24 protein-coding genes are annotated in these 21,857 nt (G+C 72.1%); 14 read left to right on the forward strand and 10 right to left on the reverse strand.

What is annotated here, in order from left to right:
* Window positions 1-114 precede the first annotated feature (114 nt).
* The 3 genes from GWK25_RS22100 (at window position 115) to GWK25_RS22110 (ending at window position 3,260) form a co-directional block, all read left to right on the forward strand.
* Window positions 115-1,155 (forward strand): iron ABC transporter permease, encoded by a 1,041-nt coding sequence (locus GWK25_RS22100; protein ID WP_215452286.1) that lies wholly within the window; start codon window positions 115-117, stop codon window positions 1,153-1,155.
* Window positions 1,156-1,219: 64 nt separating this feature from the next.
* A complete protein-coding gene (locus GWK25_RS22105; protein ID WP_215452288.1) occupies window positions 1,220-2,329 on the forward strand; it encodes an iron chelate uptake ABC transporter family permease subunit in 1,110 nt (369 codons plus the stop codon).
* 4 nt (window positions 2,330-2,333) lie between these two features.
* On the forward strand, window positions 2,334-3,260 hold the full coding sequence (locus GWK25_RS22110) for an ABC transporter ATP-binding protein (protein ID WP_215452291.1): 927 nt from the start codon (window positions 2,334-2,336) through the stop codon (window positions 3,258-3,260).
* A 111-nt stretch (window positions 3,261-3,371) separates the two neighbouring features.
* On the opposite strand, the gene GWK25_RS22115 is transcribed toward GWK25_RS22110, so the two are convergent.
* Window positions 3,372-4,319 (reverse strand): methionyl-tRNA formyltransferase, encoded by a 948-nt coding sequence (locus tag GWK25_RS22115; RefSeq protein WP_215452293.1) that lies wholly within the window; start codon window positions 4,317-4,319, stop codon window positions 3,372-3,374.
* Between the two features lie 121 nt (window positions 4,320-4,440).
* Here GWK25_RS22115 and GWK25_RS22120 point away from each other — a divergent pair, with 121 nt between their 5' ends.
* From GWK25_RS22120 to GWK25_RS22140, 5 genes are all read left to right on the forward strand, one after another.
* Window positions 4,441-5,775 (forward strand): lysine N(6)-hydroxylase/L-ornithine N(5)-oxygenase family protein, encoded by a 1,335-nt coding sequence (locus GWK25_RS22120; RefSeq protein ID WP_215452295.1) that lies wholly within the window; start codon window positions 4,441-4,443, stop codon window positions 5,773-5,775.
* A 158-nt stretch (window positions 5,776-5,933) separates the two neighbouring features.
* The gene (locus GWK25_RS22125) at window positions 5,934-6,401 is read left to right on the forward strand and encodes a hypothetical protein (protein WP_215452297.1); all 468 of its coding nucleotides are present in this window, start codon (window positions 5,934-5,936) and stop codon (window positions 6,399-6,401) included.
* Between the two features lie 196 nt (window positions 6,402-6,597).
* Window positions 6,598-7,047: a hypothetical protein gene (locus tag GWK25_RS22130; protein WP_215452299.1), complete on the forward strand. Its 450-nt coding sequence runs from the start codon at window positions 6,598-6,600 to the stop codon at window positions 7,045-7,047.
* A gap of 77 nt (window positions 7,048-7,124) precedes the next feature.
* Window positions 7,125-8,288: a PLP-dependent cysteine synthase family protein gene (locus GWK25_RS22135; RefSeq protein ID WP_215452301.1), complete on the forward strand. Its 1,164-nt coding sequence runs from the start codon at window positions 7,125-7,127 to the stop codon at window positions 8,286-8,288.
* Window positions 8,285-9,586, forward strand: coding sequence for an MFS transporter (locus tag GWK25_RS22140; protein WP_215452303.1), 1,302 nt, complete (start codon window positions 8,285-8,287; stop codon window positions 9,584-9,586). The genes GWK25_RS22135 and GWK25_RS22140 overlap by 4 nt, the downstream gene beginning before the upstream one ends.
* 121 nt (window positions 9,587-9,707) lie before the next feature.
* Here the strand turns inward: GWK25_RS22140 and GWK25_RS22145 are convergent, their stop codons facing one another.
* A complete protein-coding gene (locus tag GWK25_RS22145) occupies window positions 9,708-10,994 on the reverse strand; it encodes a streptophobe family protein (protein WP_215452305.1) in 1,287 nt (428 codons plus the stop codon).
* A gap of 174 nt (window positions 10,995-11,168) precedes the next feature.
* On the opposite strand from GWK25_RS22145, the gene GWK25_RS22150 reads away from it, so the two are divergent.
* The 3 genes from GWK25_RS22150 to GWK25_RS22160 all read left to right on the forward strand — a co-directional run bounded on the left by GWK25_RS22150 (window position 11,169) and on the right by GWK25_RS22160 (window position 13,651).
* A complete protein-coding gene (locus tag GWK25_RS22150; protein ID WP_308404284.1) occupies window positions 11,169-12,470 on the forward strand; it encodes a DUF6777 domain-containing protein in 1,302 nt (433 codons plus the stop codon).
* 162 nt (window positions 12,471-12,632) lie between these two features.
* Entirely contained in the window at window positions 12,633-13,223 is a 591-nt protein-coding gene (locus tag GWK25_RS22155; protein WP_251828977.1) for a DinB family protein, read from the forward strand.
* Between the two features lie 80 nt (window positions 13,224-13,303).
* Window positions 13,304-13,651, forward strand: coding sequence for a helix-turn-helix domain-containing protein (locus GWK25_RS22160; protein WP_215452309.1), 348 nt, complete (start codon window positions 13,304-13,306; stop codon window positions 13,649-13,651).
* Window positions 13,652-13,664: 13 nt separating this feature from the next.
* On the opposite strand, the gene GWK25_RS22165 is transcribed toward GWK25_RS22160, so the two are convergent.
* Together GWK25_RS22165 and GWK25_RS22170 are read right to left on the reverse strand one after the other, a co-directional pair.
* Entirely contained in the window at window positions 13,665-14,267 is a 603-nt protein-coding gene (locus GWK25_RS22165; protein ID WP_215452311.1) for a ClpP family protease, read from the reverse strand.
* On the reverse strand, window positions 14,267-14,923 hold the full coding sequence (locus GWK25_RS22170; RefSeq protein WP_308010788.1) for an ATP-dependent Clp protease proteolytic subunit: 657 nt from the start codon (window positions 14,921-14,923) through the stop codon (window positions 14,267-14,269). The genes GWK25_RS22165 and GWK25_RS22170 overlap by 1 nt, the downstream gene beginning before the upstream one ends.
* 221 nt (window positions 14,924-15,144) lie before the next feature.
* Here GWK25_RS22170 and GWK25_RS22175 point away from each other — a divergent pair, with 221 nt between their 5' ends.
* Window positions 15,145-15,624, forward strand: coding sequence for a VOC family protein (locus GWK25_RS22175; RefSeq protein WP_215452313.1), 480 nt, complete (start codon window positions 15,145-15,147; stop codon window positions 15,622-15,624).
* A 41-nt stretch (window positions 15,625-15,665) separates the two neighbouring features.
* Here the strand turns inward: GWK25_RS22175 and GWK25_RS22180 are convergent, their stop codons facing one another.
* The 3 genes from GWK25_RS22180 to GWK25_RS22190 all read right to left on the reverse strand — a co-directional run bounded on the left by GWK25_RS22180 (window position 15,666) and on the right by GWK25_RS22190 (window position 17,985).
* Window positions 15,666-16,646 carry an SGNH/GDSL hydrolase family protein gene (locus GWK25_RS22180; protein WP_215452315.1) on the reverse strand — a complete coding sequence of 327 codons (981 nt, stop codon included), beginning with the start codon at window positions 16,644-16,646 and terminating at the stop codon, window positions 15,666-15,668.
* Window positions 16,647-16,767: 121 nt separating this feature from the next.
* A complete protein-coding gene (locus GWK25_RS22185) occupies window positions 16,768-17,445 on the reverse strand; it encodes a DUF3105 domain-containing protein (RefSeq protein ID WP_215452317.1) in 678 nt (225 codons plus the stop codon).
* A gap of 87 nt (window positions 17,446-17,532) precedes the next feature.
* A complete protein-coding gene (locus GWK25_RS22190; RefSeq protein ID WP_215452319.1) occupies window positions 17,533-17,985 on the reverse strand; it encodes a DUF6153 family protein in 453 nt (150 codons plus the stop codon).
* Window positions 17,986-18,192: 207 nt separating this feature from the next.
* Between GWK25_RS22190 and GWK25_RS22195 the strand changes: the two genes are divergently transcribed.
* Both GWK25_RS22195 and GWK25_RS22200 read left to right on the forward strand, forming a co-directional pair.
* Window positions 18,193-19,002 (forward strand): VOC family protein, encoded by an 810-nt coding sequence (locus GWK25_RS22195; protein WP_215452322.1) that lies wholly within the window; start codon window positions 18,193-18,195, stop codon window positions 19,000-19,002.
* A 36-nt stretch (window positions 19,003-19,038) separates the two neighbouring features.
* On the forward strand, window positions 19,039-19,767 hold the full coding sequence (locus GWK25_RS22200) for a ribonuclease H (RefSeq protein ID WP_215452324.1): 729 nt from the start codon (window positions 19,039-19,041) through the stop codon (window positions 19,765-19,767).
* Window positions 19,768-19,802: 35 nt separating this feature from the next.
* Here GWK25_RS22200 and GWK25_RS22205 read toward each other — a convergent pair whose 3' ends face one another.
* The 3 genes from GWK25_RS22205 to GWK25_RS22215 all read right to left on the reverse strand — a co-directional run bounded on the left by GWK25_RS22205 (window position 19,803) and on the right by GWK25_RS22215 (window position 21,613).
* Entirely contained in the window at window positions 19,803-20,255 is a 453-nt protein-coding gene (locus GWK25_RS22205; protein WP_215452327.1) for an SRPBCC family protein, read from the reverse strand.
* A 96-nt stretch (window positions 20,256-20,351) separates the two neighbouring features.
* Entirely contained in the window at window positions 20,352-21,176 is an 825-nt protein-coding gene (locus GWK25_RS22210) for a tyrosinase family protein (protein ID WP_215452329.1), read from the reverse strand.
* Window positions 21,177-21,229: 53 nt separating this feature from the next.
* Entirely contained in the window at window positions 21,230-21,613 is a 384-nt protein-coding gene (locus GWK25_RS22215; RefSeq protein WP_215452332.1) for a tyrosinase cofactor, read from the reverse strand.
* Window positions 21,614-21,857: the final 244 nt, after the last annotated feature.

Consider the following 21,857-nt stretch of genomic DNA (forward strand, 5'->3'; position numbering starts at 1 on the left):
GGGTCCGCAAAGAGAGGTACCCGTCCGGACGGGACGGCATTCGACGGAAGACCTACAGTTCACCCCGTGCTCGCCCTACAGTTAAGGCAAGCCTCATCAAAGAAAGTTGAAGACGTGGGGACCTCGACGGTCCGGGCGGCGAAAGGCCCCCGCGCGGTACTGCTGCTGACGCTCTCCGGCATCCTCCTGCTCACACTGTGCGCCCTCTCGATGGCCTTCGGTGCCCTCGGTGTCCCTCTCGACCAGGTGTGGCACACCCTGGTGGGAGAGGCCCCCAGCACCCGGATCGACAACGTCATCTGGTCGGTACGCCTGCCACGCACCGCCCTCGGCCTCGCCACCGGCGCCGCCCTCGGTCTGTCGGGCTCGCTGATGCAGGCGCTGACCCGCAACCCGCTGGCCGATCCCGGCATCCTCGGGGTGAGCGCGGGCGCGGCATTCGCCGTGGTCCTGTCGGTGGGGGTACTGGGCATCGGATCGGTGTACGGCTACATCTGGTTCGCCTTCGGCGGCGCGTTCGCCGCCAGCGTCCTCGTGTACCTCCTCGGCGGACTGGGCCGGTCCGGCTCCACGCCGGTCAAACTCGCCCTGGCCGGTGTGGCGGTGACCTCCCTGCTGTTCTCGCTGACCAGCGCCATCGCCCTGACCGACCCGGACGCGCTCAACCGCTACCGCTTCTGGAGCGCCGGCTCCCTCGCCAACCAGGACGAGGCCGTCCTGCTCCGCGTGCTGCCCTTCCTGGCCGTCGGCGCGATCCTCGCCCTCGCCTGCGCCCCCGCCCTCAACAGCCTCGCGCTCGGTGACGACGTCGCGAAGTCGCTCGGGCTCAAGCTGGGCCTGGTCCGCGTCCAGGGCGTCGTCGCCGTCACCCTGCTCACCGGGGGAGCGGTCGCCGTCATCGGGCCCGTGGTCTTCGTGGGCCTGGTGGTCCCGCACATCGCCCGGGTCCTCGCCCAACTGGCCGGGATCGGCCCGGACCACCGCTGGCTGCTCCCGCTGTCGGCCCTCCTCGCCCCCTGCCTCCTGCTGGCCGCCGACATCGCGGGCCGCCTGCTCGCCCGCCCGACCGAGATCCAGGCCGGTGTCCTCGTCGCCTTCGTCGGCGGCCCCTTCTTCATCGCACTGGTCCGCCGCCGACGTCTCGCGGAGCTGTGAACCATGACCTCACGACCGGGCGTACGCGGGCCCGTGAGAACCGAATCCGTGGAGCTGTGAGCCGATGACGACCGAACTCGCCCCCGTGCCGCCCCCGAAGGACGGCGGGGACCCCACGCCGAAACGGCGTACGGCCGACCGCGTCGCCTTCCGGATCCCCGCCCCGCCCGTCTCCGGCGTCGTACGGCCCCGGCTGCTCGTGGTCGGTCTGCTGCTCGCGGCGGCCGCGTTCCTGGCGTTCTCCGTGGAGATCTCCGTCGGGGACATCGCCCTTCCGATCGGCGACGTGATGAAGGCCCTGGTGGGCACGGGCGATCCCGGTACCGAGCTGATCGTCCACGAACTCCGGCTGCCGCGGGCCCTGGCCGGGCTGCTCGTCGGCATCGCCTTCGGCATCTCCGGCGCCCTCCTCCAGACGGTGACGCTCAACCCGCTGGCCAGCCCCGACATGATCGGCATCACCCAGGGCGCCGGCACCGCCGTCGTCGCGGGGATCGTCCTCGGCTGGGACGCGGGCCTGGGCACCCAGGCCCTGGGCCTGCTCGGCGCGGCGGTCACCGGCCTGCTGGTCTACGCGCTCGCCTGGAAGCGCGGCACCACCGGCTACCGCATCGTCCTGGTCGGCATCGGCGTGGCCTGGATCTGCACCAGCCTCACCGACTACCTCATGGCCCGTGGCCAGCGCTTCCAGGCCCAGGCCGCCCTCGGCTGGCTCGTCGGCAACCTCAACGGCCGTACCTGGGACCAGATCGGCCCGCTCGCCGTCACCCTGGCCGTGCTCGTGCCGCCCGCGATCCTGCTCGGCCGGCAGATCCGTGTCATGCAACTCGGGGACGACGTCGCGAAGGGCCTCGGCACCCGGGTGCAGCTCGTCCGGGTGGCCGTCCTGCTCATCGCCGTCGGCCTCGTCGCCTTCGGCACGGCCACCGCCGGACCCATCGCCTTCGTGGCGCTCGCCGCGCCCCAGGTCGCCCAGCGCCTGGCCGGCACCCCGTTCCCGCCGCCCGTCGCCGCGGGGCTCACCGGCGCGGTGATGGTCCTCGTGTCGGACCTCGCCGCCCGCAAGCTCGTCCCGGACACGGAGCTTCCGGTCGGGGTCGTCACCGGGGTGCTCGGCGCCCCCGTACTGCTGTGGCTGCTCATCCGCGCCAACCGCGCCGGTTCAGGAGGCTGAAGACGTGTCATCGAAGGACGAGCCGACCACGAAGCGCGACGACCGCGCCGACGCCCTCGGCGATTCCCGTGCCGATTCCCGTGGGGGCGGTGCCGTCGACGGTCCCGAACTGCGTGCCGAGGGTCTGCGTCTCGCCTACGACGACCGGATCGTCGTCGAGGACCTGGACCTGGTGATCCCGACGGGCCGGGTCACCGCCATCGTCGGCGCCAACGCCTGCGGCAAGTCGACTCTGTTGCGTGCGCTGGCCCGTCTGCTGACCCCCAAGGCGGGCACCGTCCACCTCGACGGCCGTTCGGTGCACTCCCTCCCCACCCGGGTCCTCGCCCAGCGGCTCGGCATCCTCCCGCAGACGCCCGTGGCACCCGAGGGCCTGACCGTCATCGACCTGGTGGGGCGCGGGCGTTCCCCGCACCAGACCTGGTGGCGCCAGTGGTCCCGGAGCGACGAGGAGGCCGTGCACGAGGCCCTCAGGGCCACCGCCATGGGCGACCTCGCCCACCGTCCCGTCGACGAACTCTCCGGCGGACAGCGGCAACGCGCCTGGATCGCCATGGCCGTCGCCCAGGGCACTCCGGTGATGCTGCTGGACGAGCCGACGACCTACCTGGACCTCGCCCACCAGATCGACGTCCTCGACCTGATCACCGATCTCAACCGGCACCAGGGCCGCACCGTCGTCATGGTCCTGCACGACCTCAACCAGGCCTGCCGGTACGCCGATCACGTCGTCGCGATGAAGGGCGGCCGGATAGCGGGCCAGGGAGCACCCGCCGACGTCATCACCGCGAGGACGGTCGAGGACGTCTTCGGACTGCGCTGCGTGGTCGGGGAGGACCCCGTCAGCCGCACGCCCATGGTGATCCCGATGGGCCGTCACCACGAGGGCGCGGAGGCGGACGCGGTGCCCGTCGCGGGGACGGCCGGCTGACCCCGGGCACCTCGTGGCACGCCGGCCGGCCCCGGCCGCCTGCGGGCACCGCCGACCGGCAGGGGCGTCCTGCGGGCACCGCCGACCGACGCGGCCGACGGTGCCCCGAGCTCACGGACGGGCCGTCAGATAGCCGCCCATCGTGCGGAAGTAGTCCGTCGCCGCGAGTTCCGTGCCGTCCTCCGTCCGCACCCGCTTGACCACCAGCCCCGGCAGCCGCCCGGAGCGTGCCTCGGCACCGGCGACGATCACGACACCGTCTCCCTCCCGGATGAAGATCCGCCCCGGCGTGCCGCCGTAACGGCCCTCGGACACGGCGGCCGAGACGATCCGGACGCGTTGCCCCCGATGGTGGGTGAAGGCGTTCGGATACGGGTCGGACTGGGCCCGTACGAACCGCTCCAGATCCTCGGCGGGCCAGGTCCAGTCGATCCGGCTGTCCTCCAGGGACCGCTTGTGGAAGAAGCTCGACCGCGAGCGGTCCTGGGGCGTCCACACGGCCTTGCCGGAGGCGATGAGATCGAGCGACTCGGTGACGAGCGGGCCGATCAGATCGACCGTGCGGTGGAACAGGTCCGTCGCCGTGTCCTGCGGCCCGACCGCCACCGACCGCTGCAACAGCACGTCGCCCATGTCGAGTTCGGCGTCCATCCGGTGGGCCGTGACGCCGACCTCGGGCTCGCCGTTGATGAGCGCCCAGATGAGCGGGGAGAAGCCCGCGTAGGTGGGGAGCAGCGAGTCATGGATGTTGAGCGTGCCGTGCGGCGGCAGATCGAAGATCTCCGGCGGCAGCCAGGTGCGCCAGTTGTTCGCCACGATGAGGTCGGGCTCGGCCTCCTTGAGCACGCGCAGCAGCTCGTCGTCGTCCGGCCGGTTGCGCAACAGCACCGGTACGTCGTGCTGTTCGGCGAGATCGGCCACCGAGTCGTTCCAGATCTTCTCGTACGCGTGGTCGCTCTTCGGATGGGTGACGGCCAGCACCACCTCGTGGTCGGAATTCAGCAGTGCCTGCAGCGTCCGGTGTCCCCAGGTCTGGTACCCGAACATGACGACCCGCATATGAGCCCTCCTCAGCCGTTGCTAGGTAAGGCTTACCTTATCTAACATGGCTGTGCTTGGGGGAGGCCGTGTTCCGGCTTGGGAGACTCTGTGACCCCTTCTATGAAAGGCAGATGACGCGGTGACGACGCTGCACACCGGGGCGGATTCCATCTACGACGTACTGGGGATCGGGTTCGGCCCGTCCAATCTCGCACTCGCCATCGCACTGCACGAACACTCCGTGGCCTCCGGCGCGCGGGACGGACTGCGCGTCGGATTCCTGGAGAGACAACCCCGGTTCGGATGGCACCGGGGCATGCTCATCGACGACGCCACCATGCAAGTGTCCTTCCTCAAGGACCTGGTGACGATGCGTGACCCCACCAGTGACTTCAGCTTCCTGTGCTACCTGCGCGACCGCGGCCGCCTCGTCGACTTCCTCAACCTGAAGACTCTCTTCCCGCTGCGCATCGAGTTCCACGACTACTTCGAGTGGGCGGCCGCCCGCGTCGCGCACCTCGTCGAGTACTCCTCGGAGGTCGTCTCCGTACGTCCGGTCACCCGGGACGGTGAGATCCGCTACTTCGACGTCACCAGCCGCGTCCCCGGCGACCCGGACAGTCTGACCGTCCGTCGGACCCGCAGCATCTGCGTGGCCACCGGCCTGGAGCCGCATCTCCCGCCCGGTGCCGCCCTGTCCGAACGGGTCTGGCACAACAGCGAGTTGCTGCCCCGCGTCGAGCAGGTCGTGCGCGGCGGACGGCCGGTGCGCCGCGCGATCGTCCTCGGCGCGGGCCAGAGCGCGGCGGAGGCCGTGGACTACCTCCACCGCAACTTCCCCGAGGCCGAGATCTGCTCGGTCTTCGCCAAGTACGGCTACACGCCCGCCGACGACAGCCCCTTCGCCAACAAGATCTTCGACCCCGAGGCAGTCGACCTGTACTACGGCGCGCCCCGCGAGGTGAAGCAGTCACTGTTCGACTACCACCGCAGCACCAACTACTCCGTCGTGGACATGGACCTGATCGAGTCCCTGTCCCGCTCCATGTACCAGGAGAAGGTCCAGGGCCGGGAGCGGCTGCGGATGATGAACGTCTCCCGGCTGCGCGAGGTCGAGGCCGGCCCCGACGACGTCAAGGTGACCGTGGAGTTCCTGCCGACGGGGGAGCGCGAGGTCCTCTCCTCCGACCTCCTCGTCTATGCCACCGGCTACCGGCCCCGGGGCGTCGGCGACGACCTGGGGGAGATCGGCAAACTCTGTCTGCGCGACGACGAGGACGCCCTCCTGGTCGGCCGCGACCACCGGGTCGCCACCAACCCCAACGTCACCGCCGACATCTATCTGCAGGGCGGCACCGAACACACCCACGGCCTCACCTCCACCCTCCTGTCCACCACCGCCGTACGCGCCGGGGAGATCTGTGCCTCCCTCCTCGACCGGCGTGCGGCGGTCCCGGCGCCAGTGGAGGGGTGAGGATCGCGCGAGCCGCCCCCGATGCCGGGGGCAGCCGCTCGCCGCAGCAAATCGGTCATTTGCTTGGCGCGTTGGCGCCGCGCACCCGGAGATCCGGACGAGTGACCTCCGGGGCGCGTTAGCATCACGGTGTGATGACGGTTCGGCCACTTCGACGCATGGCTCGGGCCCGCGCTCTCGCGGGCCCGCTGCTGCGCGTGCTCGGCCTCGCCGTGGTGCTGTTCGCCGTCGCCCTGACACATGGGGCGACCCCGGATAGCGCCGGTGGACACGGGACGACCAGCGCCGTGACCCCCGCTGCCGGCACGACCGGACTCCCGCCCCACGGTGCGGACGTGCCGTCCACGGTCTCTCCGGCCACGGCCGTCGAGGCCCTCGTCGCGCCTCCCGCCGACCCGCACGACCGGCCCGCAGGGCACGGCGACCACGGCGTCGGCAACCCGGTCGAACACTGCGCCGCCGCGCAACCGCAGCAGGGTCCGTCCCTGGCGCAGCCCCGATTCGCGGTGTCGGTGAGCGAAGTCGTCGCACCGGGCTGTGCCCCGTCCGCGCGCGACGCCGGCGAGGCGCACCCGTCCGACCGGTCGTCAGCCGCCGTGAGGGCACTGGTCGTCCAGCAGGTCTAGGCCCCCGGGCTCCTCCCTCCCGCCCGGTTGTCGTTCCACATCCGCGTGCCCTCGTCCGCTCCCGGCCGCCCGCCGCCGAGCCGGGCCTGCCGTGCGCGCGCCCGGAGGACCCCAGTTGCCGCTCCAGTCCCGCGTGCCCGTACCCCGTCGGCGGGCACCGGCCCTCTCACGCCGGTCGCAACCGCTTGCCGCCCTCGTGCACGGTTTCCTGCTGGTCGCGTTCATCCTGTGCGCGTTCGCGCACGGCCCGTCCGACGAGTCGCACCGCTCGTCCGCGGCTGCCGCCCCCGTGGTCACCCCGACCTCGGTGGCCGGGGTCACGGTCGAAGCGACCCCGGCGACCCCGGCGACCCCGGCGACCCCGGCGACCTCGGCGACCCGCGCGACCCCGGCGGCACCCGAGGCCCCGCACGGACCCCATGGCCACCACTCGGCCGAGGAGTGCCTGACCGGCGGCGTCCCCCGGACACCGACCGCCCAGACCTCGCACCAGCCATCGCTCGCCACTGATCCCGCGCCCCTGCTCGCCGGGATCGCCGCCGCGGCACCGGGCCCACCGCGGCCGGTGCGCCGCGGCCCGCACCGACGCCGACACCCCCGCACGGGCCGGACCGTGTTGGTGCGCACCTCGCGGTGGCGGATCTAGACCTCTCGCCCGCGGCCTCCCCCCAAGGCGGCCGCCACGTGCACGCGACCATGTCAACGTCCAGCGAGAGCGACACCATGCGATCCATCAACGCCACCTCCCACGCCCTCCCCGAGGCTGTCCCCCTCACCCCACCCACCTCGACCGCACTCACCGACCGGATTGCCGCGAGCGGCCGTTCGGCCCTGCCGGCGCTGGTCGGCAACACCCCCCTCCTGCGCGTGTCCGAGCCGCTGACCCCGGCCGGACACGGCTTCTGGGCCAAGCTGGAGGGCTTCAACCCCGGCGGCATCAAGGACCGCCCCGGCCTGTACATGGTCGAACGGGCCCGCGCACGAGGCGGGTTGCGGCCCGGCGCGCGGATCATCGAGTCCACCAGCGGAACCCTCGGCCTCGGCCTCGCCCTGGCCGGAATGGTGTACGGCCACCCCGTCACCCTGGTCACCGACCCCGGCCTCGAACCGTCCATGACCCGGCTGCTCGGCGTCTACGGCGCCGCCGTCGACATCGTCACCGACCCGCATCCCACAGGCGGTTGGCAGCAGGCCAGGCGCGACCGGGTCACCGAACTCCTCGGCCGGTACGAGGGCTCCTGGTGCCCGGACCAGTACAACAACCCGGACAACACCACCGCGTACACCCCGCTCGCCCTCGAACTCGCCTCCGCGCTGGGCCACATCGACACCCTCGTGTGCAGCGTCGGCACCGGCGGACACTCGGCGGGCGTCGGACGGGTCCTGCGACAGCTCTACCCGGACATCCGCATCGTCGGCGTCGACACCGTGGGCTCGACCATCTTCGGCCAGCCCGCCCGTACCCGTCTGATGCGGGGCCTGGGCTCCAGCATCCACCCGCGCAACGTCGCCTACGACACCTTCGACGAGGTCCACTGGGTCGCCCCGGACGAGGCCGTACGGACCTGCCGTCTCCTGGCCGCGTCCCACTACGCCACCGGCGGGTGGAGCGTCGGCGCGGTCGCCCTCGTCGCGGGCTGGGTGGCCCGCACCGGGTCCCCGGACACCCGTATCGCGGCGATCTTCCCGGACGGCCCCCAGCGCTACCTCGACACCGTGTACGACGACGAGTACTGCGCCCGGCACGGGCTGCTCGCCGGACCGCCGGCCGTCGAACCCGACGTGATCGGCCGCGCGGACGAGAAGGAAGTCACCCGCTGGACCCGCTGCACCGACGTCGTCGACCCCCTCGCCCTGCCCGCCGCCCGCGAGGAGGACGGCGCGTGAAGGGGACACTCTCCCAGGTACGGTCCTACGACCCCGCCGTCCAGTTGTTGATGGTCAACCAGTTCACCATCAACCTCGGCTTCTACATGCTGATGCCCTACCTGGCCGCGCACCTCTCCGGCACCCTCGGGCTGGCCGGCTGGATCGTCGGACTCGTGCTGGGCGTACGGAACTTCAGTCAGCAGGGCATGTTCGTGGTCGGCGGCGCACTCGCCGACCGCTTCGGCCACAAGCCGCTGATCGTCGCCGGCTGCGTCCTGCGCACCGTCGGCTTCGCGGCCCTCGGCTTCGTCGACTCCCTGCCCGCCCTGCTGGCGGCCTCGGCCGCCACCGGCCTCGCGGGCGCCCTGTTCAACCCGGCCGTGCGGGCCTACCTCGCGGCCGGGGCGGGGGAGCGCAGGGTCGAGGCGTTCGCCCTGTTCAACGTCTTCTACCAGGCGGGCATACTCCTCGGCCCGCTGGTCGGCATGGTGCTCACCGGTGTCGACTTCCGCGTCACCTGCCTCACCGCCGCCGGTATCTTCGCCGTGCTGTCGGTGGTGCAGATCCGCGCGCTGCCCTCCCGGGACCGCGAGGACGGCGGGGCCCGGCGGGACGAGGGCCGAGAAAGCCTGCTCGTCCAGTGGCGCGGCATCCTCGCCAACCGGCCCTTCCTGCTCTTCGCCGCCGCGATGACCGGTTCGTACGTCCTCACCTTCCAGGTCTATCTGTCCCTGCCGCTGGAGGTGCGGCGCCTGGGCGGGGACGGGGAGTTCGGCACGGCGGCCGTGGCGGTGCTCTTCGCGGTGTCCGGGCTGAGCACCGTCCTCGGCCAGACCCGGGTGACGGCCTGGTGCAAGGCCCGCTACGAACCGGGCCAGGCACTGGTCCGGGGACTGGCGGTCATGGGCGCCGCCTTCGTGCCCCTGCTCGTGCCCGCGTTGCTGCCCGTGCCCGACGCCGGACCGGGGCGGTGGCTGTCCGCGGCCCTCCCGCCGACGCTGGCCGCGCTGCTGCTCGCCGTCGGCACGATGATCGCGTACCCCTTCGAGATGGACACCATCGTCCGCCTCAGCGGAGACCGGCTCGTCGCCACCCACTACGGGCTGTACAACACCGTCTGCGGTATCGGCATCACCGTCGAGAACCTGCTCACGGGCGCCGCGCTGGACGCCGCCCGGCAGGCCGGGCTGCCCGCACTGCCGTGGCTCGCGCTGACCGCGCTCGGCCTCGGCTGCGCCGCGTCCGTGCACGGTCTGTACCGCGGGGGCCGGCTGGCGGCACCCGCGCCGGAGCCGTTGACCGTCCGGTCGGCCTGACCGTCCGGCCGGCCTGACCGCCGGACGGCGCTGACCGCCGTCCGTCCGGCCTGAGCCGCCGACAAGGGGCGGACGTCGTACGACGTCCGCCCCGCCTACCGGCGGTCGGCGGCACCCCCGCCTACGGGCGGTCGGCGGCCCTGTCGACCTCGCCCCGCCGTCGTACGCCCTTCGCCAACACCCCACCCAGGAACCCGGTCACGAGCCCCCACAGCACGGCGAGGCCGAGCGCGGACCACAGATGGGGCCGCAGGTACAACTCCCCGCCCAGGTCGCCGCCCAGGTCGCCGATGCCGATGACCGACAGTCCGTAGTGCGCGGAGATCCGGCCCACGAGGCAGATCATCAGCACGGTGAGGGCGAGCGCGGCCGCCATGTGCACACCGTGCTGCCACAGCCGCATCCGGGCCGGGGAGCGGGCCGCCATCACGAACGCGGCGGCGGTCAGCAGCACGGCGTTCACGGCCACCAGCCACCAGACCCGGCCGTCGTACTCGGCGAGGGAGCCCAGGTTCAGCGTCGACACATCGGGGCCGCGCACGACCTCGTCCAGGATCCTGGGCATCGGCAGCCCGAAGGGCCCCTCGACCTGGCTGTCCCAGGTGGCGCCCAGGCCGATCGTGAGGACCAGCCACAGCACGTTCGGCAGCCCCAGCAGGATCACCGCGGCCGTCTCGGCGGCATGACCTCGGGTCAGCGCCACCACCACCGCGATCACCAGCCCGATGCCGACGTACGCCAGCAGCAGGCCCACCATCGCGTACGCGGCGGGCCGCACCGACTCCTGGAAGCGCAGCAGCCGCGCCGGGAGCGGCGCCCCGCGCGACACCAGCAGTGCCAGGACGAGGACACCGGCGAGCCACAGCAGCCCGAAGAACAGGGTCGGCGCCACGGCGGTCTCGAACCCCACCTCGGCGGAGGCACCGAAGAAGTCGCCCACGTCGCCGAGCGGGACGTCGAAGCTCTGGCGGGCCGAGACCGCGAGGCCGATCAGCGCCACGAGCCACAGGACGGCGATCCGGGCGGCCCAGCCCGCGAGTTCGCCCGCTCCCGCGACCGCCCGGTGCCGCAGGGGCCGCAGGAATCCGGCGGCGATCACCAGCGCGCCGACGAGGGTCACCGACAGGGGGACCACGGTCAGGTCCGCCCGCGTCTCGGCGAGGGGCCCGGCGTCGCCGGAGAGTTCGATGGTGCCGCCGACCGCCGTCACCACGGTGGCCGCGACCACCCGGGGGAACGCGCCGTCGGGGAGGTCTGTGGCGCCCGCCGCCCAGAGTCCGAGGGACGCCGTCACGATCATCGCGATCAGCCCGGCCAGCACGGTGGCGAGGGCGTGGAGCCAGCCGTGGCGGGCGACCGCCCGCCCGGATGACGCCGTTCGCCGCGGACGCAGGGTCTGGGGACTCACTCTTGCCACGCTAAGCACGGCCGGGGCACTCCGCGCGGCGAGCGGGCGGGGCATGTCACCGACACCCGTCGGCTTGCGGGGTGCACGGGACCAGGGCACACAATGGGCCTGTTGTGGAGCAGAACGCCGTCATCGGCGTGAATCGCCGCAGATCCCTACGGCGGGAGAAGCCCCGTGAGCGCCGACCAACCGTCCTCCGGCCGTCCGACCGGCCCGCCCTCCGGCCCTCTGTCCGGACCGTCGGGGCCCGGCCCCACCCCACCCGACCCGTCCCACCCGAGCGGCGGGGGACCACCGGAACCCCCGAGCGGACCCTCGGGCGCGGGCGGAACAGGCGACTTCGGCGGAGCATCCGGCGGGTCCTGGGGGCCAGGAGGGCCAGGAGGGCCCGGTGGGTCCGCCGGGGGCTCCGGGGCAGGCCCCGCGGGCCCCGGTCGTCCGTGGTGGCGGTCCGCGCCCCGCATCGCCCTGCTGATCGCCGCGGCCGTCGTCGCCGTGGTCCTGGTCGTCGTCCTCACCCGCTCCGACGACTCGGGCGGCTCGGCGGACGGCGAGGTCTTCCTCCAGGCCGCCGGCAAGTCCGGCCCCGACCCGTTCACCGAGTCGACGGCGACGGACAGCTCCACCCCGCCCGAGACCCCCACCACCACACCGACCCGGTCCGAACCGGCCAACGTGACCCGCGCCGTGGACGGTGCGGCCGCCGGCCTCTACGGCGGCACCCGCAACATCGCCAGCTGCGACGTCGAGAAGCAGGTCGAGGTACTCAGGGCGAACCCCGCCAAGAACGACGCGTTCGCCGCCGTGGCCGGCGTCGAGTCCGCCGGCGTGCCCGCCTACCTGCGTTCGCTCACCCCGGTGCAGCTGCGCCTGGACACCCGCGTCACCAACCACGGCTACCGCGACGGCGCCGCCACCAGCTACCAGGCCGTCCTCCAGGCGGGCACCGCCGTCCTCGTCGACGACCGGGGGGTGCCCCGGGTGCGCTGCGCCTGTGGCAACCCGTTGAAGCCGCCGGTCGCGCTGAAGACCACACCGGAGCCGAAGGGCGACTCCTGGTCGTCGTACCGGGCCCGGAACGTGGTGGTCGTCGAGCCCTCGACGGTGATCATCAACGTCTTCGTCCTCTACGACCCCGACCACGACGACTGGTTCACCCGTCCCGCCGGCGACACCGGTGGCAAGGACGAGAAGACCACCCCGCCCGTCGACCAGCCCTCCCCGTCGGCGTCCACGTCGTTCTCCGAGGAACCGCCCACCAAGTCGCCCGAACCGTGCGATTCGAAGGGGGCCGACGCGGCCGCCACCCCGTGTCCCTCCTCGTCCGCCGTGACACCGTCCACCTCCGTGTCCGAGCCGGAGCCGGAGCCGGAGCCGAAGAGCCCCGAGACCGACGACTCGGCGCCGGACGACACCACGACGACGAGTTCGGCGGCCCTCCGTGATGCCGCGGAGCCGGTCACCCCGAACTCGTGACCGGCTCACCGGCCGGCCCAGGACCCCGTCGGCCCTCGCGGATCAGGGCGAGGGTTGCACGGGAGCACACAGCGACTCCAGCCCGCCCCCGGAGCCGGAGACACGCGGTCCCGACGGAAAACGGGTGGCGGAGCGCCGCGCGGACGGCCGATGCTCCTCCGCATGACCGATCAACGTGGGACACGGACCGACGAACAACCGCTGCCGGAGCGGGTGACCGGGTGGGGCGACCGATTCGTCGGCCCCGACGAGGACCCGCGAGGCGACGGCGGGTTCGACGGGGAACGGGCCACGCTCGTCGGGTACTTGCGCAACCAACGGCTCACCCTGGAGCTGAAGTGTTCCGGCCTGGACGCCGAGGCGCTGGCCCGGCGCGCGGTGCCGCCGTCGAACATGTCGCTGCTCGGGCTCGTGCGCCATCTGGCGGGCGTGGAACAGTACTGGTTCCGCGAGGCGTTGGCGGGCCGGCCGGAGCCTCGCCACTACCGCGCCGGGGAGAACCCCGACGCGGACTTCGACGACGCCGTGGCCGACCCCGAGGCCGTCGCCGACGCCTGGCGGACCTGGCGCGCCGAAGTCGACTTCGCCGAGCGCCTCGTGGCCGCCGCCCCCGACCTGGGCGTCACCGGACACCACGACGGCGAGCCCATCGCCCTGCGCGAGGTGCTGGTCCACCTGATCGAGGAGTACGCCCGCCACAACGGCCACGCCGACCTCCTGCGCGAACGCACAGACGGCCGTATCGGCCAGTGACACCTGGTGCGCGACCGGATTCCCCTCTGGGCGGAACGCCGAGCCCTTGCTCTCCCGCGTGCCGTTCCTAGGCTGGAGAGGTGAGCCGACACGCGTCGAACGAAGCCCGAGTCATTCCACTGCGCCCGGTCCCGCCGGCCGGTCCGCCCGCCAAGGAACCCCTGTGGCGCGACCTCGTCGGCGACGTGCTCCGCCGCGAGCGCCTGGCCCAGGAGCGCACCCTGAAGGACGTCGCCGACGCGGCCCGCATCTCGATGCCGTACCTCTCGGAGGTCGAACGCGGCCGCAAGGAGGCCTCGTCCGAGGTTCTCGCGGCAGCGGCCCAGGCACTGGGCCTGGGCCTGGGAGACCTGCTCTCCCGGGCCCACAGGGAACTGACCCGCGCTACGCCCAGGGCCTCCTCCAACGGCCTGTGCCTCGTCGCCTGACGGGTCGGGGGTCTCAGACCCCCACGGGCCGTCGGCTCAGCACCTCGTCCGCCAGCCCGTAGTCCACCGCCTCCTCCGCCGTGAACACCTTGTCCCTGTCCATGTCGGTCCGCAGTTCCGCGACCTCACGCCCCGTGTGCCGCGCGAGCACCCGCTCGACCTGCGCTCGGATGCGCACCATCTCCTTGGCCTGCAGGGCGAGGTCGGAGACCGTGCCCTGACGGCCCCCGCTGGCCGGCTGCCCCAGCAGCACCCGTGCGTGCTCCAGCACGAACCGCCGACCGGGGTCTCCGCCCGCCAGCAGCACCGCCGCGGTCGAGGCCGCCTGTCCCACACAGAGGGTGGAGATCGGCGCCCGTACGTACGACATCGTGTCGTAGATCGCCATCAGCGAAGTGAACGAGCCGCCGGGCGAGTTGATGTAGACGGAGATCTCGCGGTCCGGCATCGCCGCCTCCAGATGCAGGAGTTGGGCGATGACGACGTTCGCCACCCCGTCGTCGATCTCCGTGCCGAGGAAGACGATGCGCTCGGACAGCAGTCGGCTGAAGACGTCGTAGGACCGTTCGCCCTGGGCGGTCCGCTCGACCACGTTCGGAATCGTGTACGTCCCCATCACTGCAGTCCCATCCGTCGACGCGAGGAGGCCGGCCGCACGTCGTCGAGCGACTCGACGACCCGGTCGACCATCCCGTACTCCCGGGCCTGTTCGGCCGTGAACCAGCGGTCGCGGTCGCCGTCGCGGGAGACCGTCTCCTCGGACTGCCCGGTGTGCTCGGCGGTGATCCGCTCGATGGCCCGCTTGGTGAACTCCAGGTTCTCCGCCTGGATCTCGATGTCCGCGGTGGTGCCGCCGATGCCCGCCGACGGCTGGTGCATCATGATCCGCGCGTTGGGCAGCGCGAACCGCTTGCCGCGCGTGCCGACGCTCAGCAGGAACTGCCCCATGCTCGCGGCGAACCCCATCGCCAGCGTGGACACGTCGTTGGGGATCAGCCGCATCGTGTCGTAGATGGCGAGACCCGCCGTCACCGAACCCCCGGGGCTGTTGATGTACAGGCTGATGTCGGTGCGCGGGTCCTCCGCGGACAGCACCAGCAGCTGGGCGCAGACCCGGTTCGCGGAGACCTCGTCGACCTGGGTGCCGAGGAAGACGATCCGCTGGGCGAGGAGCTGTGCGGCGAGATGGTCGTCGAAGCGCGAGGGCGGGGTGTCACCCTCCTCCGCGCGCGGGGCGAGCAGCGGGGCCCGGCCGGTGATCAGTGGAACCACGGTTCCTCCCTGTGGGTGAACGCGGCCGCGGTGGCCGCTGACTCCACCCTCCCCGTGAACCGCCCCTCACCTGGTCTTTCTCTGCCCACGGCAGATTCGCCGACAGCAGAGCACTCCCGACGCGTCCTCACCCGGCGCCTCTCGCGTCCACGCCACCGATGAGTTTCGGCACCAGGATCGGTCGACACAGGAGACGACACACCCCGCCGGAGGAGGCGCACATGTCCAGCGAAGGATTCACCACCTGCCTGTGGTTCGACGGCCAGGCAGAGGAGGCGGCCGCCCACTATGTCTCGGTCTTCAAGAACTCCCGGCTCGGCCGGGTCACCCACTACGGCGAGGGCGCGCCCCAGCCGGCAGGCACCGTGCTGACCGTGGAGTTCACGGCCAACGGCCAGCAGTTCGTGGCGCTGAACGGCGGCCCGGAGTTCAAGTTCACCGAGGCCATCTCCTTCCAGATCCTCTGTGCCGACCAGGACGAGATCGACTACTACTGGAACAGCCTCACCGAGGGCGGTGAGCCCGGTCCCTGCGGGTGGCTCAAGGACAGGTTCGGCGTCTCCTGGCAGGTCGTGCCGGCCGAACTCATCGACATGATCAGCGACTCCGATCCGCAGAAGGCGGCCCGGGCGACCGCGGCGTTCATGGCGATGGGGAAGTTCGACCTCGCCGCCCTGCGCAAGGCGTACGCGGGCGAGTAGCGGTCCGCGCAGCCCCCCACCGTGGTGGAGGGCGGTCCGGGCTACGGGCTGTCGGTACGCGCGTCGGCGATGGCCCGGGTGATCTCCCGGGCCATCCGCGTGATCCCCGGGGACCGGACCGGGCACGGCCTCGGCCTGGCCGTCGTCGGGGCGAGACAGAAGTGCAGGTAGTCCTTGTCGTGGTGGAGTGCGGTGCGGCCCCGGCCGGGCTGGGTGCAGTAGCCGTCGTGCTCGCGTTCGTAGGCCGTGCACGGCAGGTACTGGGCCCAGGTGTAGCGGTCGGCGGCCGGGCTGACCGCCTTGCCGGCGTCCGCGACCAGGTCGCCGGAGGCCTTGGCCTGCTTCGTGTACAGGGCGTTCACCCGGCGCACCCGGTCCGGGGTCATCGGGTCCGGACCCTGGAGCACCCACACGATCGTCGGCCGGTGTTCGCCGCCCGCGTTCGCGATCTGGTCGGTGAGCTGCTCGGCGGCGGCCGTGTACCGCCGGAAGTACTCGGCGCGGGCCTTGCCGTAGGTGACGCCGTCCATGCACGGCGTGTAGTCCCAGGCGTTGCCCCAGAACTGCAGGACCACATAGTCCGGGCGCAGCCGCCGCACCAGCGCGGCCGCCTTGTCCCGCGGCGGGACGAGCGACCGGTCCGCGGTGCCCTCCAGGTAGTCGCACAGGGTCGTGCCGGAGTAGGGGGCGCTGGTGTAGCGGGCGCCGAGGTCGTCCTTCAGCAGGTCGCCGAGGACGGTCTGGTTCTCCGTGGCGAGGGAGTCCCCGAGGTAGAGCACCCCGGGCGCAGGTTTCGTCGTGCCGGTGCCGGTGCCGGTGCCGGTGCCGGTGTCTGCGTCGGCGCCGCCCGTGCCGCCGCCGGGCGACCCGGTGGCGGCGCGCTGACGGGTGGTCGACGACGGCTCCGGTGCCGCGGCCGACGGCGGCGCCTGCTCCGGTGCGGACTCCGGATCCCCGCACGCGCCGAGCAGCAGCCCGGCGAGCACCGCCCCCGTCACTCCCACGATCCACGGCTTGCGCATACGGCGACTCCCGCCCCGACCACCGAAACGGTTCCCCAGGCAAGCACAGCCCGGCCCGGGGCGGAAGACCCGTGTCGGCCACGAGGGCGCCCGTCGGCGCGGACGCCCCCGCTCCGTCAGATCACGGGGTCATGCCACCCGTGCAGGCGGCCCCCGGCTCCGGTGTCTGCTCGCCCTGCACGTACTTGTCGATGAACTTCCGCACCCGCGGGTCGGACGCCTTGTCCACCTTCAGCTGGTGCTCCCAGGCGCTCAGCACGATCGGCGACGACTGGTCCTCGTAGGGGCTCATGAAGGTGTACGTCGTCTTGTTCACGAGGCCGGTCAGCGACTCGACGTCCGCCTTGGCGGCCTTGTCGTTGTACGTGATCCAGACGGCGCCGTGCTCCAGCGCGTGCACCGCGTTCTCGTTCGGCACGGCCTTGGTGTACACCTGCTTGTCGCAGTTCACCCACACCTGGTTGTGGTCGCCGCCCACGGGCGGGCTCATCTTGTAGTCGACGGTCTCGGTGACGTGGTTCTGGGTGAGCTTCGACCAGCTCTTCACGCCCTCGACGGGCGCGGCCTTCGCCTCCTCCTTCTCCTGCGCGGCGTCGATCAGGTACCAGCCGCCGCCGACCAGCCCGGCGAGGATCACACCGGTCACACCGAGGGTGAGCAGCCGCATGCGCCGCTCACGGGCCTGCTCCGCCTTGCGTATCTCCTCGACGCGGGCACGCCGTGCCGCCTCCCTGGCCTTGGGGCTGTTGTTCCTGCCCTTCGGCGCGCTGTTCTTGGCCTTGGACTTTGATGAAGCCATGGGGTGTCCTTCTCCCGGCCCTGCCCACCCGGGGCACGGCGGTCCTGCGAGTCGTCTGAGGTGGTGTCGTCACGGCCGGTGCCCGGCCTAGACGCGGAGCAACTGCAGTTCGTGGAGATCGGGAGGACGGGCCCGCCCCGGCTCCCCCGCGCCGGACGGCGCGAGCGCGGCCGGAGCCGGCGCGGGCTGCCAGGGCGCGGCCGTGTGATCGGCGCCCGGCAACGGCATGTGGCCGAGCACGGCGGCCGGCTCGGAGGAGTGGCAGTCGTGCTCGCCGGGACTGTGTCCGCAGGGGTCGCGCTCCACGAGGCCGGTCCGCGCGGTGACCGACCGGCTCGCCGCGGACCGTTCCTTCACCGGCGGCCCCTGGGCCGGCCCCGCCGAGACCGGGTGCAGCCGGCGCTCGGACGCCTCACCCGGGGGCGAGCCCGTGCAGAACAAGAGGAACGTGGTCAGGGCCAGCGCGGCCACGAGCACCAGGTGTACCGTCCGGCCCCGGGCGCACGGCAGCGCCGTACGTCGGAACGGTCGGCCGGACATGGCGGCACCTCACGAGTCGAGTCACGAGTCGAGGCGAACGGGAGTGCGAGCGCCGCTGAAATTATCAGACACCGCACGGCCGTGGCCCCGCCCCGAGGAACTCGTGCCGGTTTCACGCGGTCCGTCCCGCTCGGCGCGCGACCGGGACCCGCCCTGGTTAGCGTGAGAGCCGGGAGACCACCCGTCGAACCGAGGAGAGTGGCAGCCATGGCCGCACAGCCCGAGGGAACGCCCTGTTGGGTCGACGCGATGTTCGGCGACGTCGAGGGCGCCAAGAACTTCTACGGCGAGGTCCTGGGCTGGACCTTCGGCGAGTCGTCCGCCGAGTACGGCAACTACACGCAGGCGTACGCGGACGGCAAGGCGGTGGCCGCAGTCGTCCCCCCGATGCCCGGCCAGGAGGGGCAGTCGGCCTGGTGCCTGTACCTGGCCACGTCCGACGTGGACGCCATCGCGGCCAGGATCCGTGACAACGGCGGCGACGTGCTGATGGAGCCGATGCGGGTCGGCGAGTTCGGCTCCATGCTGCTGGCCCGCTCCCCGGAAGGCGTCGTCTTCGGCTGCTGGCAGGCCGGCGTCCACGAGGGCTTCGAGGCGATGGGCGTGCCCGGCGCGTACACCTGGGCCGAGATCTTCACCCGGGAGCCGGAGAAGTCCGACGCGTTCTTCCCGGCCGTCTTCTCCTACCGGTCCAGGCAGATGGAGGACCCCGACGACCCGCACATGGACTTCCGCGTCTTCGACCTGGGACAGAACCCGCTCCTCGGCCGGATGAGAATGACGGCCGAGGACTTCCCGCCCGAGGTGCCCTCGTACATCAACGTGTACTTCACCGTCCCCGACTGCGACGACGCGGTCGCCAAGGCGACGAAGCTCGGCGGTGTCCTGCGTTTCGGCCCGATGGACACCCCGTTCGGCCGCTTCGCCGCGCTCAGCGATCCGCAGGGCGCGTCGTTCTCCGTCATCGACGTCACCAACACCCAGGGCGAGATGCCGGAGCTCAAGGACGTCGACTGAGCGGGCACCGGAACCGACGGGCACGCGCGGCATGGCATGATCGAGCGCATGTCGGAACGTGTTGTGGCCGCCTGTGACGGAGCCTGCAAGGGAAATCCCGGACCGGCGGGCTGGGCCTGGGTGGTGGCCGAGGACGATGAGATCCCCGCGCGCTGGGAGGCCGGCCCGCTGGGCAGGGCCACCAACAACGTCGCCGAACTCACCGCGCTGGAGCGGTTGCTGGCGGCCACCGACCCGGCGGTCCCGATCGAGATCCGGATGGACTCCCAGTACGCGATGAAGGCGGTCACCACCTGGCTGCCCGGCTGGAAGCGCAACGGCTGGCGCACGGCCGCCGGCAAGCCGGTCGCCAACCAGGAACTCGTCGTCCGCATCGACGAGTTGCTCGCCGGACGCTCGGTGGAGTTCCGCTATGTGCCCGCCCACCAGGTCGACGGCGACCGCCTCAACGACTTCGCCGACCGTGCGGCGAGCCAGGCGGCCACCGTCCAGGAACCCGCCGGCACCGAACTGGGCTCCCCGGAGCCGCCGGCCGCGCCCGACACGGTCCCGGCCCGCCGCGCACCGGCGAAGAAGACCGCGAGGTCCGGCAGGGCGGGCGGGCGCAGCGGCTCCTCCGCCTCCTCGTCCCGCACCATCAAGGCGAAGTTCCCCGGCCGCTGTCAGTGCGGCCGCCCGTACGCCGCGGGTGAGCCCATCGCCAAGAACGACCAGGGCTGGGGCCACCCGGAGTGCCGTACGGGAGCGACGGCCGGGGCCGAGTAACCGGCCCGGCGGGACGCCCCGGGAGAGCGTGCGCGTCACACGACGGCGCCGCGCCACTCCCCGGTCTCCCGGCCGCGCTCCTCGATGAACTTCTTGAAGCGTGCCAGGTCGCCCTTGGTCTGCCGCTTCACGACGCCCAGCTTGTCGGCCACCTTCTCGGCGGTGCCCTCCGGCTGGAACTCCATCTGCAGCATCACCTTTGTGCGCCCCTCGGCGAGGTGGTGGAAGGTGACGACGCCGGCCTGCCTGGCCTCACCGGAGACGGTCGTCCACGCGACCCGCTCGTCCGGGATCTGCTCGGTGATCTCCGCGTCGAACTCACGGCGCACACCGTCCACCTTGGTCACCCAGTGCGTCAGCGTGTCGGACCGCTGCTCGATCCGCTCGACCCCGCTCATGAACTCGGGGAACGTCTCGAACTGCGTCCACTGGTTGTAGGCGGTCCGTACGGGGACCTGGACCTCGACGGACTCCTCGATCTGGGTCATCGGTCGCCTCCTCACATCGGTTGCGTTGCGGTCGCGACCGGGTCGCCCCGGCCGCGTCCCGGCGCGAGTACCCAGGTCCCCGGCGGATCAACGTCCTCAGGCCGCGTCGAACGTGTAGTGCGGGGTGTGGTCCAGCAGCGCCGCAGGGGTCGTGTCGCCCCACGGCTTCATCGTCTCGTTCAGGTCCACCACGTTCGGCGTCCCGGAGGCCGGCAGATACGCCGAGTTCGGGTGCAGCCGCTGCCAGTCGGCCCACAGCTTGTCGATGAACGCGTGGTGCAGCCAGAACACCGGGTCGTTGGGGGAGACCCCGGTGCCCATCTGGCCGCCCACCCAGACGTGCACCCGGTTGTGGAGGTTGACGCCCCGCCACCCCTCCAGGTGATTGCGGAACCCGTCCGAGGCACTGTTCCAGGGCGCCATGTCGTACGTGGGCATGGCGAGCACCGAGTCCACCTCGGCCCGGGTCGGCAGCTGCCGCACCGCGCTCCCGAGAGCACGGCGCAGATAGGTGCGGCCGTCGATGCGCACGTTGATGGGCCAGTTCCCGGTGGACGCCGCGAACGGGCCGTCCATCACCTGTCCGTCGCGGCTGCGTCCGGTGCCGCCGAGGAAGTCGGGGGCCCAGAGGGAGGAGCGGGCCGTGCGGTCGGCCGTCCAGTCCCAGTAGGGCAGGGCGACCGTGGAGTCCACGGACTGCAGGGCCCGTTCGAACTCCAGCAGGAATCTGCGGTGCCAGGGCAGGAAGGACGGCGAACGGTGGCCGGTTCGCTCGCCGTTGTCCGTGTCGCCGAGGATGAACGCGTTGTGCGTCGTGACGAACTCGTCGTAGCGGCCGGACCGCTTCAGCGCGATCAGCGCGTCGACGAAGCGCCGCTTCTCGTCGGCGGTCAGGGTCGCCTGGTTCTTGCGGGTGGTCATGGTGCTGCGGCTCCTTGCAGTGAATCCGGTGGTGCGCGTGCGGGCGGCGCGGGTCAGTTGAAGGGGACGAGGCGGGCGCCCTGGAGCTCGTCGACGGCCGCGCGGGCGGCCGCCCGCGGGGTCGGCACGGGGGAGTAGTGGCTGACGACGCTGATCCAGCTGCCGTCGGCGTTCCGCATCATGTGCAGCTCCGCCCCGTCGACGAACACCGCGTATCCGGTGCCGTGGTGGTGCCCCCCGCCCTCGGTGGCACGGCCCTGTATCCGGCGGCCCCGGTAGACCTCGTCGAAGGGCTGGAGCGGCTGATGGCCGTCGTGGTCGCCGTGGTCGTCGTGGCCGGTGCGGTCGTCCGCGGCCGCCGCGGTGAGCGGGGCTCCGACGGTCACGGTGAGGGCCGCCGCGGCCCCGAGAGCGTGGCGCCGGGTGATGTCGGGCATGCGAAAACCTCCTGGGAAAGGGGTGATTGATGACTCGTCATACCTATCGACCTGCTGTGGGGCGGGAGAAATCCCGGGAAACCGGTTGGCTGCGATCAGGACAATCACGTATATGTCGTGCAAGGTTGAACAAAGATGATCTTGCTGTGCCGCCTTCGCGGGGGAGGGGGGAGGGAGATATTCCGCCCGGTGGCGGCGCCGGCGCCGATGATCTTGCGGTGCGGGTGCGTGGTGCGTGGTCGGC

The organism is Streptomyces sp. ATCC 21386 (genome assembly GCF_018728545.1).
GTDB lineage: Bacteria > Actinomycetota > Actinomycetes > Streptomycetales > Streptomycetaceae > Streptomyces.